The sequence below is a fragment of the Duganella sp. CT11-25 genome (assembly GCF_047302815.1).
Classification (GTDB): domain Bacteria; phylum Pseudomonadota; class Gammaproteobacteria; order Burkholderiales; family Burkholderiaceae_D; genus Rugamonas.
This window is the reverse complement of record NZ_JBKBFD010000001.1, coordinates 5,006,208-5,019,439: the sequence shown is the minus strand read 5'-3', so window position 1 is coordinate 5,019,439 and position 13,232 is coordinate 5,006,208. Positions and strand designations below refer to the sequence as shown.

At 65.7% G+C, this 13,232-nt stretch carries 16 protein-coding genes; 6 read left to right on the top strand and 10 right to left on the bottom strand.

The genetic code is table 11. The features are described from left to right. Window positions 1-26 precede the first annotated feature (26 nt). Both ACEN9F_RS21555 and map read left to right on the top strand, forming a co-directional pair. The gene (locus ACEN9F_RS21555) at window positions 27-392 is read left to right on the top strand and encodes a VOC family protein (protein ID WP_413423166.1); all 366 of its coding nucleotides are present in this window, start codon (window positions 27-29) and stop codon (window positions 390-392) included. A gap of 48 nt (window positions 393-440) precedes the next feature. Beyond that, window positions 441-1,280, top strand: a complete 840-nt coding sequence (map, locus tag ACEN9F_RS21550; protein ID WP_413423164.1) for a type I methionyl aminopeptidase — start codon at window positions 441-443, stop codon at window positions 1,278-1,280. Here map and ACEN9F_RS21545 read toward each other — a convergent pair. From ACEN9F_RS21545 to ACEN9F_RS21525, 5 genes are read right to left on the bottom strand one after another with little or no spacing between them, the layout of a single operon-like run. After that, the gene (locus ACEN9F_RS21545) at window positions 1,267-1,593 is read right to left on the bottom strand and encodes a barstar family protein (RefSeq protein ID WP_413423162.1); all 327 of its coding nucleotides are present in this window, start codon (window positions 1,591-1,593) and stop codon (window positions 1,267-1,269) included. The two genes, map and ACEN9F_RS21545, sit on opposite strands and share 14 nt — an antisense overlap. Before the next feature lies 1 nt (window position 1,594). Next, a complete protein-coding gene (locus ACEN9F_RS21540) occupies window positions 1,595-2,020 on the bottom strand; it encodes an ExbD/TolR family protein (RefSeq protein WP_413423160.1) in 426 nt (141 codons plus the stop codon). Window positions 2,021-2,051: 31 nt separating this feature from the next. Beyond that, window positions 2,052-2,720 (bottom strand): MotA/TolQ/ExbB proton channel family protein, encoded by a 669-nt coding sequence (locus ACEN9F_RS21535; protein ID WP_413423158.1) that lies wholly within the window; start codon window positions 2,718-2,720, stop codon window positions 2,052-2,054. After that, the gene (gene dapB / locus ACEN9F_RS21530) at window positions 2,720-3,523 is read right to left on the bottom strand and encodes a 4-hydroxy-tetrahydrodipicolinate reductase (RefSeq protein WP_413423156.1); all 804 of its coding nucleotides are present in this window, start codon (window positions 3,521-3,523) and stop codon (window positions 2,720-2,722) included. The genes ACEN9F_RS21535 and dapB overlap by 1 nt, the downstream gene beginning before the upstream one ends. 13 nt (window positions 3,524-3,536) lie before the next feature. Next, the gene (locus ACEN9F_RS21525) at window positions 3,537-4,175 is read right to left on the bottom strand and encodes an outer membrane protein assembly factor BamE (RefSeq protein WP_413423154.1); all 639 of its coding nucleotides are present in this window, start codon (window positions 4,173-4,175) and stop codon (window positions 3,537-3,539) included. Window positions 4,176-4,411: 236 nt separating this feature from the next. Here ACEN9F_RS21525 and fur point away from each other — a divergent pair, with 236 nt between their 5' ends. Continuing rightward, window positions 4,412-4,840, top strand: a complete 429-nt coding sequence (gene fur, locus ACEN9F_RS21520) for a ferric iron uptake transcriptional regulator (protein ID WP_413423152.1) — start codon at window positions 4,412-4,414, stop codon at window positions 4,838-4,840. A 98-nt stretch (window positions 4,841-4,938) separates the two neighbouring features. Here the strand turns inward: fur and hrcA are convergent, their stop codons facing one another. Next, entirely contained in the window at window positions 4,939-5,955 is a 1,017-nt protein-coding gene (hrcA, locus tag ACEN9F_RS21515) for a heat-inducible transcriptional repressor HrcA (protein WP_413423150.1), read from the bottom strand. A gap of 73 nt (window positions 5,956-6,028) precedes the next feature. Next, window positions 6,029-6,736, bottom strand: a complete 708-nt coding sequence (locus tag ACEN9F_RS21510) for an HAD family hydrolase (RefSeq protein ID WP_413423148.1) — start codon at window positions 6,734-6,736, stop codon at window positions 6,029-6,031. Window positions 6,737-6,831: 95 nt separating this feature from the next. Between ACEN9F_RS21510 and ACEN9F_RS21505 the strand changes: the two genes are divergently transcribed. The 3 genes from ACEN9F_RS21505 to ACEN9F_RS21495 all read left to right on the top strand — a co-directional run bounded on the left by ACEN9F_RS21505 (window position 6,832) and on the right by ACEN9F_RS21495 (window position 9,625). Further along, window positions 6,832-8,232, top strand: coding sequence for a metallophosphoesterase family protein (locus ACEN9F_RS21505; protein ID WP_413423146.1), 1,401 nt, complete (start codon window positions 6,832-6,834; stop codon window positions 8,230-8,232). A 132-nt stretch (window positions 8,233-8,364) separates the two neighbouring features. Next, complete coding sequence (locus tag ACEN9F_RS21500; protein WP_413423144.1) at window positions 8,365-8,958, top strand: hypothetical protein; 594 nt, start codon at window positions 8,365-8,367, stop codon at window positions 8,956-8,958. A 34-nt stretch (window positions 8,959-8,992) separates the two neighbouring features. Continuing rightward, on the top strand, window positions 8,993-9,625 hold the full coding sequence (locus ACEN9F_RS21495; protein WP_413423142.1) for a hypothetical protein: 633 nt from the start codon (window positions 8,993-8,995) through the stop codon (window positions 9,623-9,625). Between the two features lie 187 nt (window positions 9,626-9,812). Here ACEN9F_RS21495 and rsmA read toward each other — a convergent pair whose 3' ends face one another. From rsmA to ACEN9F_RS21480, 3 genes are read right to left on the bottom strand one after another with little or no spacing between them, the layout of a single operon-like run. Beyond that, the gene (gene rsmA / locus ACEN9F_RS21490; protein WP_413423140.1) at window positions 9,813-10,601 is read right to left on the bottom strand and encodes a 16S rRNA (adenine(1518)-N(6)/adenine(1519)-N(6))-dimethyltransferase RsmA; all 789 of its coding nucleotides are present in this window, start codon (window positions 10,599-10,601) and stop codon (window positions 9,813-9,815) included. Between the two features lie 24 nt (window positions 10,602-10,625). Beyond that, the gene (gene pdxA, locus ACEN9F_RS21485) at window positions 10,626-11,699 is read right to left on the bottom strand and encodes a 4-hydroxythreonine-4-phosphate dehydrogenase PdxA (RefSeq protein WP_413423138.1); all 1,074 of its coding nucleotides are present in this window, start codon (window positions 11,697-11,699) and stop codon (window positions 10,626-10,628) included. 18 nt (window positions 11,700-11,717) lie between these two features. After that, complete coding sequence (locus tag ACEN9F_RS21480) at window positions 11,718-13,154, bottom strand: peptidylprolyl isomerase (protein WP_413423136.1); 1,437 nt, start codon at window positions 13,152-13,154, stop codon at window positions 11,718-11,720. Between the last annotated feature and the right edge of the window lie 78 nt (window positions 13,155-13,232).

The following is a 13,232-nucleotide window of genomic DNA, read 5'->3' as shown; positions in this document are numbered from 1 at the left end:
TTTTCAACATCTTTGCGGAGACAAGCATGATCAAGGGATTACGTACGGTGGCTTACCCGGTGGCCGACCTGGCCGCCGCCAAGGCGTGGTACGCCAAGGTTTTCGACACGGCGCCGTATTTCGACCAGCCGTTCTATGTCGGCTTCAACATCGGCGGTTTCGAGCTGGGCCTGATTCCGGACGGCGCGCCGGGCACCACCGGCAGCATGGTCTACTGGGGCGTGGACGACATCGAGGCCGAGGTCGCCCGCATCACCGCGCTGGGCGCCACCGTGCACGGCGCCATCCAGGACGTGGGCGAGAACATCAAGACGGTGGAACTGGCAGACCCGTTCGGCAACCTGCTTTGCCTGATCGACAACCCCCACTTCGATGTGAAAGCGGTGCGCTAGCGCTTGTTGTGGCACACTACTGCCTCTGCAAAATAAAGAGGTAGTCCCATGTCCCGCCGCAACGCCAATCCGATCAAGTCGCCCGAACAAATCGTCATGGCGCGCGTCGCCGCCCAGCTGGCGGCCGACGTGCTGACCATGATCGCGCCGCACGTCAAGCCCGGCGTCAGCACGGCCTACCTCGACAAGCTGTGCAACGACTACATCGTCAACGTGCAGCAGGCGATCCCGGCCAACGTCGGCTACGGCGGCTTCCCGGCCACCGTGTGCAGCTCGGTCAACCACGTGGTGTGCCACGGCATTCCGTCGGAAGCGCTGATCCTCAAGGAAGGCGACATCATCAACATCGACGTCGCCGTCATCAAGGATGGCTGGCACGGCGACACCAGCCGCATGTACTACGTCGGCGAGCCGTCGAAGTCGGCGCGCAAGCTGGTCGAGACCACCTATGCGGCGATGTGGGCCGGCATCCGTGCCGTCAAGCCGCGCGCGACCTTGGGCGATGTGGGCTTCGCGATCCAGACCGTGGCCGAGAAGGCCGGCTACAGCGTGGTGCTGGATTACTGCGGCCACGGCATCGGCATGGTCTACCACGAAGAGCCGCAGGTGACGCACTATGGCCGTCCGGGCCAGGGCATCGTGCTGAAGCCGGGCATGCTGTTCACGATCGAGCCGATGATCAACGCCGGCAAGGCGGCGACCAGGGAATTGAGCGACGGCTGGACCGTCGAGACGCGCGACAAATCGCTGTCGGCGCAATGGGAGCACATGGTGGCGGTGACCGAAACCGGCTTCGAGGTGCTGACGCTGGCGCCCGGCGAGACCGGCGCCAGGTCGCAGATCCCGAACGCCGTGCCGGCCGGCACCGCCCCGGTTAGCGCAGCGTAAGCTTCAGGGCCGGCTTCTCGCCGTAGTCGTCATAGCGCTCGTTGATGCCGGCCACGCAGTAGGTCACCTCTTCCAGGATGTCGGGGACGGCGGCCTTCATGGCCCCGGCATCCTTGATGACGATCTCCAGCACCTCGTTCGGCTTCAGGCGGAACTGGCTCATGCCGTCTTCGTCGCGCAGGTAGCTCAGGCAATCGACCCAGGCGTCCATGGTGTTGCCGTACGTTTCAGGGAAGCCAAGCGCCGCCTTGCAGGCCGCGTGGAAGGTGGTGAAATCGGTGATCGCCGCGCCGTTCAATTCTGCGGTTGCCATATTATTTTTTCTCCCTGGGATCGGTGACGAAGCCCAATTTCGTTAATCCATGCGCCTGCGCCGCCGCCATCACCTGGGCCACCACTTCATAGCGGGTGTCCTTGTCGGCGCGCAGTTGCAGTTCCGGCTGCGGGTCCAGTTTAGCCGCATCGACCAGCCGCGCTTCCAGCGCGTCCCGCTCGACCGGATCGTTATTCCAGAAGATCTTGCCCTTGCCGTCGATCGACAGCGTGACCGTGGCGGCCGGCTGCGCCGGCGCGCTTTGCGCCTGCGCCTTCGGCAGCTCCAGCTGGACCGCGCTGGTGAACATCGGCGCGCTGAGGATGAAGATCACCAGCAGCACCAGCATCACGTCCACCATCGGCGTGACGTTGATGTCGGCCATCGGGCCCGGATTGCGGTGGTGGTTGAATGCGCCAAAGCTCATGCTTGCTCCCGGCAGTGATTTACTTACTCAGTTACTTGGTCAGATACGCGTGCAGGTCGTGCGCGAAGGCGTCCAGCTCGGACAAGGTCAGCCGGTTGACGCGGTTGAAACCGTTATACGCCAGCACGGCGGGTATCGCCACCGCCAGGCCGATGGCGGTCATGATCAGCGCCTCGCCCACCGGGCCGGCCACCTTGTCGATCTGCACCGTGCCGTGCGCCGACACGTTGGCCAGCGCGTGGTAAATGCCCCAGACCGTGCCCAGCAGGCCGACGAAGGGCGCGGTGGCGCCGATCGACGCCAGCAGCGTCAGGCCGCCTTCGAGGCGGTTGGTCGACGCCTGGATCGCCACGCGCAACACGCGCGTGACTTGCGCCGCGTGGTTCATTTCGCCGCCCAGCGACGGCCGGTCCGCCACCTTCAGCTGGGCCGCGCCCTGCTGCGCCAATGGCGTGTAAATTTGCTCGGGATCGGCCAGCGACAGCGCGGCGACGCCGTCCTGCATGGTCGGCGCCTCCCAGAAGGCCTGCACCGCCGGCGCGCTGCGGCGGATGCGCCAGGCCGCGTAGGCCTTGGCCAGGATGAAGAACCAGCTCACCAACGACATCGCCAACAGTATGAAAGCCACGGCGTGGCTGATGCTGTCGCCCTGCTCCCAGAAACGGGACAGGGTGAATTGGCTGTCGAGGACGGGATTCATCAGTTGTTCAGCCCCAGCACGTCATACATATCGAACAGGCCGGCCGGCTTGTCGGCCAGGAAGCGGCAGGCGCGCAGCGCGCCGTGCGCGTAGGTCACGCGGCTGCTGGACTTGTGGCTGATCTCGATGCGCTCGCCGATGCCGGCGAACAGCACGGTGTGGTCGCCGACGATGTCGCCGCCGCGGATGGTGGCGAAGCCGATCGACGAAGGATCGCGTTCGCCGGTCACGCCTTCGCGCGCGTAGACGGCACAGTCCTTCAGGTCGCGGCCGAGCGCACCGGCGATCACTTCGCCCATTTTCAGCGCGGTGCCGGACGGGGCGTCGACCTTGAAGCGGTGGTGCGCTTCGATCACTTCGATATCGTAGCCGGTGGACAGCGCCCTGGCGGCCTGCTCCAGCAGCTTCATCGTGACGTTGACGCCGACGCTGAAGTTGGGCGAGAACACGATCGCGGTCTTCTTGGCCGCTTCGGCGATGGCGGCCTTGCCGGCGTCGTCGAAACCGGTGGTGCCGATCACCAGCTTGATGCCGTGTTCGGCGCAGTAGGCCAGGTGCTGCAAGGTCGCTTCCGGACGGGTGAAGTCGATCAGGTAGCGGGCGCCGGCCAGGCCCTTGGCCAGGTCGGACTCGACCGGCACGCCGGCCGGCTTGCCGAGGAAGGCGGCGGCGTCGGCCGCTTCACTGCCTGCGCGGTCGAGGGCGCCGGACAGGCGCGCGTCGTCGGCGTTCTGCACCGCTTCGATCAGGATGCGGCCCATGCGGCCGCCGGCGCCGGCGATGGCGATGTTCAGTTCGGTCATACGTACTTCCTTGTTATTTCTTGTCGTTGGTCACCGTCACGCCCACCGGGGAAGCGGCGGCGTTGTCGCTGCCGGCCGGGATAGGCGAGGTATTGCCCACCGGCTTGGCGTCCGGCACGCTCAGGTCCTTCTTCACTTTCGGCGCCGGGCCGGCGATGCGGGCGATGTATTCTTTTTCGGTCGGCAGGTTGCCGCCTTCCCAGCGCGCCACCTTGCCTTCCTTGTCGAAGAACACGATCACGCGGCTGGTGGTGATTTCGCCGTTGCCCTTGGCCAGGCGGAAGGCGTAGTCCCAGCGGTCGCCGTGGAACGGGTCGGCCAGCAGCGCGGTGCCGAAGATGAAGCGGACCTGGTCGCGCGTCATGCCGGCTTTCAGTTGCGACAACATTTCTTCGGAAACAAAGTTACCTTGCTGAATGTCCGGACGGTATGGCGAGAAGAACCACATGAACTTCTGCAGCGGCGTGATGGTGGTGGTTTGCGCGCCCTTGTTGGCGTCCAGCGTGGTACCGGTTTCCTTCACTTCGGTCGATTTCTCGCCCAGGGTGGTATTGGAGGCACAGCCGCCCAGCGCCAGCGCGACGCACACAGCGCCAGCGACGGGAGTAAAACGGTGCAACAAAGACTGCGATAAAGCCTGGGTGACGCGCATAAGTGTCCTCAATCTGGTCGAGCGGAAGTGCCGAAAAACGCTATATCATAAAGCACAAGGTACGAAGCAGGGCATTATCCCGTAAAACCGCCGATATGTCCTTGTTTTACAAAGCACAAATGTAAAACATTGCAAAGCCCGGCGGGCGGGCACAGGGAGAATAGGAGGTGCGGCGCTCCCCGGAGTGCGTTAAACTGTGGGCTAGCTACCGCCAACTACATCTAAGAGTCTCCAATATGGGTAACAATCCGACCGATCTGAAGGCCAGCGGCCTGAAAGCCACGCTGCCACGCCTCAAAATCCTGGACATCTTCCAGAACAGCGAAGTGCGCCACCTGACCGCGGAGGATGTCTACAAGATCCTGCTGGCGGATAATATGGACGTCGGCCTGGCCACCGTCTACCGCGTGCTGACCCAGTTTGAACAGGCCGGCCTGCTGAACCGCAACCACTTCGAAACCGGCAAGGCCATCTTCGAGCTGAACGAGGGTTCGCACCACGACCACCTGGTCTGCCTCGATTGCGGCCGCGTGGAAGAATTCTTCGACGAGGAAATCGAAACCCGCCAGCAGATGGTGGCCAAGGAGCGCGGCTTCAAGATCGCCGAGCACGCGCTGGCCATCTACGGCAACTGCACCAAGACGGCCTGCCCGCACCGGCCATAAAAGCAATCCGGGGTCAGGTCCAAAAAACGGACACGGGCTCTACCGTAGCAGCCGCTACGGTAGAGCCCGTGTCCGTTTTTTGGACCTGACCCCGGAGTTTAGTTGTGGCTTAGCGCATTCGACAGCAGCTTGGCGGTGATGTCGACGATCGGTATCACCCGCTCATACGCCATGCGCGTCGGGCCGATCACCCCCAGCGTGCCGACGATCTTGCCGTTGGCCGTGTACGGCGCGGTGACCACGCTCATCTCGTCCATCGGCACCAGGCTCGACTCGCCGCCGATATAGATCTGCACCCCGCTGGCCTTGCTCGAGACGTCGAGCAGCTGCATCAGCCCCGTCTTCTGCTCGAACATGTCGAACATCTGCCGCAGCGACGTCATGTTCGACGACAGGTCGCTGACCGACAGCAGGTTGCGCTCGCCGGAAATGACCATGTCCTCCGAATTGTCGGCCATCGCCTCGCTGCCCGCCTCCACCGCCGCCTGCATCAGCCGGCCCATGTCGTCGCGCAGCTGGCGCACTTCGTTCTGCAGGCGCGTGTGCACCTCGTCGAAGGCCAGGCCGCCGTAGTTCTGGTTGATATAGTTGGCCGACTGGATCAGCTGCGCCGGGCTGTAATCGACATCGGTCAGCAGCAGGCGGTTCTGCACGTCGCCGGTCGGGCCGACGATCACCAGCAGGATGCGCTTCTCGCCCAGCCGCAGGAACTCGATCTGCTGGAACACCGATTCGCGCCGCGGGCTCAGGACCACGCCGGCGAACTGCGACAGCGACGACAGCATCTGCGCCGCGTTGGAAATCATCTTCTGCGGCTGCGGGGCCTGCAGGCGCATGCGGCCTTCGACCGATTGCTCATCCAGGTGCTGCACCGTCAGCAGCGTATCGACGAAGATGCGGTAGCCGCGCGGCGTCGGCACGCGGCCGGCCGAGGTGTGCGGACTGGCGACGTAGCCCAGTTCCTCCAGGTCGGCCATGATGTTGCGGATGGTGGCCGGCGACAGGTCGAGGCCGGAGATCTTGGAAAGCGCGCGCGAGCCTACCGGCTGGCCGTCCGCGATATAGCGTTCCACCAGGGCTTTGAGCAGGGTTTGGGCGCGAGTGTCGAGTTGCATTGCTGTGTGGGTAGCGCTGTTGATTTCTGCTTATTATGCACGCTCCGCGCCCGCCGGGGGCCGCCGCGTGGCCTCAATGCCGCAATTGCTCTTTTATCCAGGCCAAAAGTTCGTCAAATGTCGTGCAGATCGCGTCCGGCGCCACGCCGGCCGCCAGGTGGGCGTCGCTGCCGTTGCGGTTCATCCAGACCGCGCGCAGGCCGGCGCCCTGGGCGCCCTGCACGTCCAGCCGCAGGTCGTCGCCGACATACACGGCGTCCCGCGGTGCCACCCCCATCGCTTCGCAGGCGGCCAGGAAGATGGCCGGGTCGGGCTTGGCGCGGCCGAACGTGGCCGACGCCAGCGCATAGTCGAAATGGTGGTGCAGGCCGATGACTTCAAGATCGGCATTGCCGTTGGTGATGACGCCCAGCCGCAGCATGCCCTGCAGCAACGGCAGCACCGGCAGCACGTCGGCAAACGGCGTGACGGCGTTGCGCAGCACGTGGAAGTGCTGCATGGCGCCGTCAATGTGGGCCGGATCCTCGCCGGTTTCGGCGAACACCGCCTCCAGCGCCACGCGGCGCAGCTTGTACAGGTCCGCCACCAGCTCGGGCCGCTGCTCCAGCAGCGCCATGCGGCGGGCTCGCAGCTCGGCGACGCTGAACCGCTGCGCCACCCCGGGCGCATGCTCGGCCAGCCAGGCGTGCCAGCTGAGCTCAGCCGCCGCGATCACCGGGCCGATCGGCCACAGGGTATCGTCAAGGTCGAACAGCAGGGCGAGCGGGCGGCGTGGGGTCATGGCGGTCGGGGAAAATGTGGAATCCCTGTATTGTCGCACCGATCGCCTTGCCATGACGGCATGGTAAATTATCGGATTCCCCTGCTGGAGCTCCTGTGCTATCGACTAATTCTTGCCGTTGGGCCGCGCTGGCCGCCCTGCTGGCCGGCTGCGCCACCGCCCCGTCCGGCCCGCCGCCCGCCTTTGCCTCCTTCGTCGTGCTGGGCGAGAACGGCGCCGCCGTCGCCCGGGTGCTGATCGACGCCCCCGCCTGCCCGGCCATCGAGATCGACCAGCGCAGCCAGGCCATGACCCTGCGCGCGCCGGCCGCGACGATCCCACTGCGCGGCACGCCGTCCGCGCCGGCCGACTCCAAGCCGGCCGCCTTCCCGTTGCTGACCTGCGAAGCGCCGCTGCCGGCCGGCGCCGCCAGCGCCTCGGTGCTGGGCCGTGCGCTGCCGCTGCCCAAGGCCGAGCCACAGCGCATCGTCGTCATCGGCGACACCGGCTGCCGCCTGCAAAAGAGCAGCAACAGCTACCAGCCCTGCAACGACCCGGCCCAATATCCGTTCGCCACCGTCGCCGAGCAGGCCGCCGCATGGCAGCCCGACCTGGTGATCCACGTCGGCGACTACCATTACCGCGAGAATCTCTGCCCCGAAAGCAACACCGGTTGCGCCGGCAGCCCCTGGGGCTACGGCTGGGACGCCTGGGACGCCGATTTCTTCGCCCCCGGCGCCCGGCTGCTGCAGGCGGCGCCGTGGATCATGGCGCGCGGCAACCATGAAAGCTGCACGCGCGGCGGCCAGGGCTACTGGCGTTTCCTCGACCCGCGCCCGCTGCGGGCCGGGCGCGACTGCAATGCCGACGCCGACGACGCCACCGGCAACTACAGCGATCCCTACGCGGTGCCGATCGGCCAGGCCACCCAGCTGCTCGTAATGGATACCGCCGCCACCACCTGGAAAGGCTTGCAGCCGGGCGACCTGGGCTACGACAAGTACCGCGACCTGTACCGCAAGCTCGATGCGCTGTCGCAGCAGGCGCCGCGCAACATCGGCGTGGTCCACCACCCGCTGCTGGGCATGGGCGCCGACCGCAAGAACGGCGGCCCGATCGTGCTGCTGCCGGGCGACGCCGGCCTGCAAGCCAGTTTCGGCTCGCTCAATCCGCAGTTGCTGCCGGCCGCCGTCCAGACCGTGCTGTCCGGCCATGTACATCTGTGGGAGCAGGTCAGCTTCTCCAGCGGCCATCCGAGCCAGTTCATCGCCGGCTTTTCCGGCACCGCCGAGGATACCGTGCCGCTGCCCGAGCGCCTGCCGCCGGGCGCGACGCCGGCGCCCGGCGCGGTGGTCGACAGTTTCAGCTCCTGGGTCGACGGCTTCGGCTTCATGACCATGGAACGGCGCGGGCCGGAGCAATGGCACGTGCTGGTGCACGACCTGCAGGGCAAGGTCCGCAACAGTTGCCGCATCGACGGCCGCCGCTCGTCATGCATCATGCCGCAGGTCAAATAAGCGGGACGGACACAAGCTGTTACATCGCTCAGCGGCCCACAGGTTGCAAATGCACTAAAATACGGCCGACACCGTGTATCATGCTGGACCCGCGCGTGCAGCCGGCCCTATTCGTTTTGGAGAGAGATTTTTATGAAAAGTTTGTATCTGCGTTCGGGCCTCGCCCTGCTGTGTGCCGTCATTCTCAGCGCCTGCGGCGGCGGCGACGGCAGCCTGCAGCTGACCGTCAGCCTGAGCGGCGTGACCAAGGACGGCCTGGTCCTGACCAACACCAACACTGGCGAACTGCTGCCGGTGCCGATCGGCACCAGCATCATCGCCTTCACCAAGCTGGCCGGCACGGATGAGCAATTCAACATCCAGATCAAGACCCCGCCGGCCAATGCCACTTGCACGCTGACGGACAACACCGGCAAGGCCAACGCCTATACCGCCTACCGCATCGTGGTCAGCTGCACCAACGACCCCTACACCCTGGGCGGCGTGGTCTACGGCCTCAAGAGCAACGGCCTGGTCCTGGCCAACGGCCCGGACACGGTCGGCGTGGTGGCGAACGGCGGCGCCGACGTGGCCTACACCTTCCCGACCAAGGTACCGAATGGCTCGCCGTTCGGCGTCACCGTGCTGTCCCAGCCGGCCGGCCAGACCTGCACCGTCGATCCCACCAAGGCGGTCGGCAACATGCCAGCCACCGACGCGCTGCAAATGTATGTCACTTGCAAATAATCGCGTACGTCCGGTTTAATTTTTGGAGAAATACATGAAATTTTCGTATGCAAGCGCCGGTGCGGCGATGGCGCTGGCGGCAGCGCTGGCAGGTTGCGGCGGCAAGGCCCAGTTCACCGTGCAAGGTCTTGTGAGCGGCCTGAACAACTCCGGCCTGGTGCTGGCCAACGGCGGCAACACCGTGACCGTGCCGGTCGGCGCGACCACTTTCGCCTTCGCGCAGCAGATCGACTACGGCACCGAGTACAACATCACGGTGCAGACTAATCCGGCCCACATGACCTGCAGCGTGGTCAACGGCAGCGGCTCGGCCGGCCATACGGTCACCATCCAGGCAGGGGTGACTTGCAGCCAAAACACCTACACGCTGGGCGGCCAGTTCACCGGCCTGACGGCCGACAGCGCCGGCGTCGCGCGTGCCGTGACCCTGCTCAACGGCACCGCCGGCGGTGCGGTGACGATCAGCAGCGCCAACGCCACCACCGCCGCCACCGGCACCGGCGACTTCACGCTCGGCACCGTGGCCGATGGCCAGGCTTACGGCGTGACGGTGCAGTCGCAGCCGACCGGCCTGACTTGCACTATCGCCAACGGCACCGGCGTGATGCACGAAGCCGCAGTCAGCAACCTGGTGCTCACCTGCGTGCCGACACCTGCCACGCCGTAACAGGCCAGACCGCCGCGCGCCGCCACGGCAAGCGGCGGGTAGTGGAGAGATATTCGATATCGAAATGATCGATATTGGAAAAATAAAGTGGCGTTATATGCCGCGACGCAGCATACTGCACTTGTCTCCTCCACTTCTTGCAAGAGAATTGGATTTAGCCCGCTTTAACCAGCGGGCTTTTTTTTGCCTATGCGCTTGGGGGCACGGCTTTGAGCAGGTTCGCCAGCGCGACGTACTGGGCCAGGCCGACGGCTTCCGGGCGGTCGGTCGGGTCGATGCCGGCGGCGACGATCTGCTCTTCGGTGAACATGCCGGCCAGGCAGTTGCGGATCACCTTGCGGCGCTGCGAGAACGCTTTCAGCACCACCGCTTCCAGCGTCGGGCCGTCGCACGGCAGCGGGTTGGCGACCGGGATCATGCGCACGATCGCCGATTCCACCTTCGGCGGCGGATCGAACGCTTCCGGCGGCACCACGAACAGCAGCGACATATCGTAGCGCCATTGCAGCATCACCGACAGGCGGCCGTAGGTCTTGCTGCCCGGCCCGGCCACCATGCGCTCCACCACCTCTTTTTGCAGCATGAAGTGCTGGTCCCGCACCTGCGGCGCGAACGTCGCCAGGTGGAACAGCAGCGGGCTGGAGATGTTGTACGGCAGGTTGCCGACGATACGCAGCTTCTGGCCGGCCGGCACGGGAATCGTGCCGAAGTCGAACTTCAGCGCGTCGCCGGCGTGGATGGTCAGCTTGGCCGGGTTGTAGGTCTTTTCCAGGCGCGCCACCAGGTCGCGGTCCAGTTCGACCACGTGCATCATCTTCAGCGTGCGCATCAGCTGCTCGGTCATGGCGCCCAGGCCGGGGCCGATTTCGACCATGGCGTCGTCCGGCGCCGGATCGATGGCTTCGGTGATGCTGGAGAGGACGTATTTATCGTGCAGGAAGTTTTGGCCGAAGCGTTTGCGGGCGACGTGTTTCATGGTTGTTCTTGTTTGAGAGGGTAATTAGGAGGCGGCGCGGCTGGCGGCATCGGCCATGGCGACGGCGGTGTCGATCGCCGTTTCCATGCTGCCGCAGTCGGCCAGACCCAGGCCTTGGGCGGCCAGGTCCAGCGCCGTGCCGTGGTCGACCGAGGTGCGTATCAGCGGCAGGCCCAGCGTGATGTTGACGCCCTGGCCGAAGGTGGCGTACTTCAGCACCGGCAAGCCCTGGTCGTGGTACATGGCCAGCACGCAGTCGGCGTCTTTCAGGTATTTGGGCTGGAACAGCGTGTCGGCCGGATACGGGCCGCGGGCATCGATGCCGCGCGCCTGCGCCGCCGCGATGGCCGGGGCGATGACATCGATGTCCTCGCGTCCGAGGTAGCCGCCCTCGCCCGCGTGCGGGTTCAGGCCGCACAGCAGGATGCGCGGCGCGGCGATGCCGAACTTGGTTTTCAGGTCGCGGTCGATGATGTCGAGCACGCGCGCCAGTCCATCCTGGCTGAGCGCGGCGGCGACGTCCTTCAGCGCCAGGTGGGTGGTCGCCAGCGCCACCCGCAGCGGCGGCGCCCCCGGCGGCGAGGCCGGCTGGCCGGCCAGCATCATCACCACTTGCGGGGTTTGCGTCTGGTCGGCGAAGTATTCGGTGTGGCCGGAGAATTTGACGCCGGCATCGTTGATGGTGCTCTTTTGCAGCGGCGCGGTGACCACGGCCTCGAACCAGCCGGCCCGCACGCCTTCGATGGCAGCGTCCAGCGTGGCCAGCACGCTGCGGCCGTTTTCCTGGTCCAGCTTGCCGGGCACCACGTGCGCGGCCAGCGGCACGTCGATCACGCTGATGCGGCCCGGGCCGAAATGCGGCAGGCCGCCGTTGCGCACCGCCTGCAGCGACAGCGCCGACAGCTTGATCTCGGGGTCGATGTAGCCGGCCGTCATGGCCAGGAAGGCGGCGTCGCCCAGCAGCACGCAATTGACGTCGTTGCGGCGCGCCCAGGCGGCGCGGATCGCGATTTCCGGGCCGATGCCGGCCGGCTCGCCGACGGTGACGGCGATGGCGGGGCGCACTCCTGTGCGCCGGGTTGTCAGATTGGCGCTCATGAATGCTCCCCTGTCCGCTTACTTGGTGGCGTTGACGCCGTCGTCGGTACGGTACTCGACGTAGGCGCGGTCGCGCACTTCGCGCTGCCAGCTCTCGGTCGCTTCTTCCATCTTGCGTTCGCGGATGGCCTGGCGCGCGTTGTTGCGCTCGCGCTCCTTCGAGACGTCGTCGCTCTTACGCTCCAGCACTTCGATCAGGTGCACGCCGAAGCTGGTTTCCACCGGCTGGCTCACTTCGCCGATCTTCAGGTTGTTCATCGCCGCCTCGAATTCCGGCATGGTGTCGCCCGGATACAGCCAGCCCAGGTCGCCGCCCTTGGAGGCCGAACCGTCGTTCGACACCAGGCGCGCCAGGTCTTCGAACTTGGCGGCGTTGTTGTCCAGGCGTTCCTTCAGCTCCATCAGCTTGCGCTTGGCGTCGGCCGCGCTCATGGTCGGCGTCACCTTGATCAGGATGTGGCGCGCGTGGGTCTGCTGCACGGCGGCCACGGCTTGCGCCTCGGCCAGGCTGCGGCGGTCGACCACCTTCAGGATGTGGAAGGCGCCGGTGCTCTTGATGATCGGCGTGACCTGGCCGGCCTTAAGCTTGGCCAGCGCTTCGGCGAACACCGGCGGCAGGCGCTCGGGCTGGCGCCAGCCGACCACGCCGCCCTGCAGCGCGTCGGAAGCGTCGGAATAGGTGCCGGCCATCTTGGCGAAGTCGGCGCCGGTGCGCAGCTGGCGCATCACTTCCTCGGCGCGCGCGCGGCGCTGGGCGATCACTTCGGCGGTGGCGTTGTCCGGAATGCGCACCATGATCTGCGAGATGTTCACTTCGAACTGCTCGGCGGCGGCGGCTTTTTCGGCGGCCATGAAGCTGTCCACCTCGGCCTCCGAGATCTGCAGCTTGGCGTCGACCTCATGCTCGCGCAGGCGCTGCATGATGATCTCTTCGCGGATTTCCTCGCGGAAGGCGGCGAAGGTGGTGCCGTCCTTTTCCATCTGGTTGCGCAGGTCCTGCACGCTGAGTTTTTGCGCTTCGGCGATGCGGGCGATGGCGCGGTCCAGTTGCAGGTCGTCGACGCGCACGCCCATTTCCTTGGCCATCTGCAGTTGCGAGCGCTCGACGATCATGCGTTCGAGCAGCTGGCGGCGCAGGTCGGCCGCTTCCGGCATCTGCACGTTCTGCGCCTTCATGCGGGCGATGGCGGCCTTGATGCGGTTGGCCAGCTCGCGCTGGGTGATGACCTCGTCGTTGACGACGACGACGATGGAATCGATGGCGACGTTGCCGCTTTCGCCTGGCGGCAGGAAGCCGGCGCCGTCGGCCTTGGGCTTGGCCGGCGCCGCCGGGGTGGTGTTCAAGGCGGCGGCAGCGGGCGCCACCGCGGGCGCCGGCTCAGGTTTCTTTTTCGACGAGAACAGGCTGCAACCGCCCAGGGCGGCCGTGCACAACAGGACTGCGAGGATTTTCATTTGGAATTTCATCTGATACATACTGGCATTACGCATGGTAGAACGCTCTTGAGTCAGGTGTAAAAAAATCAAAAAACG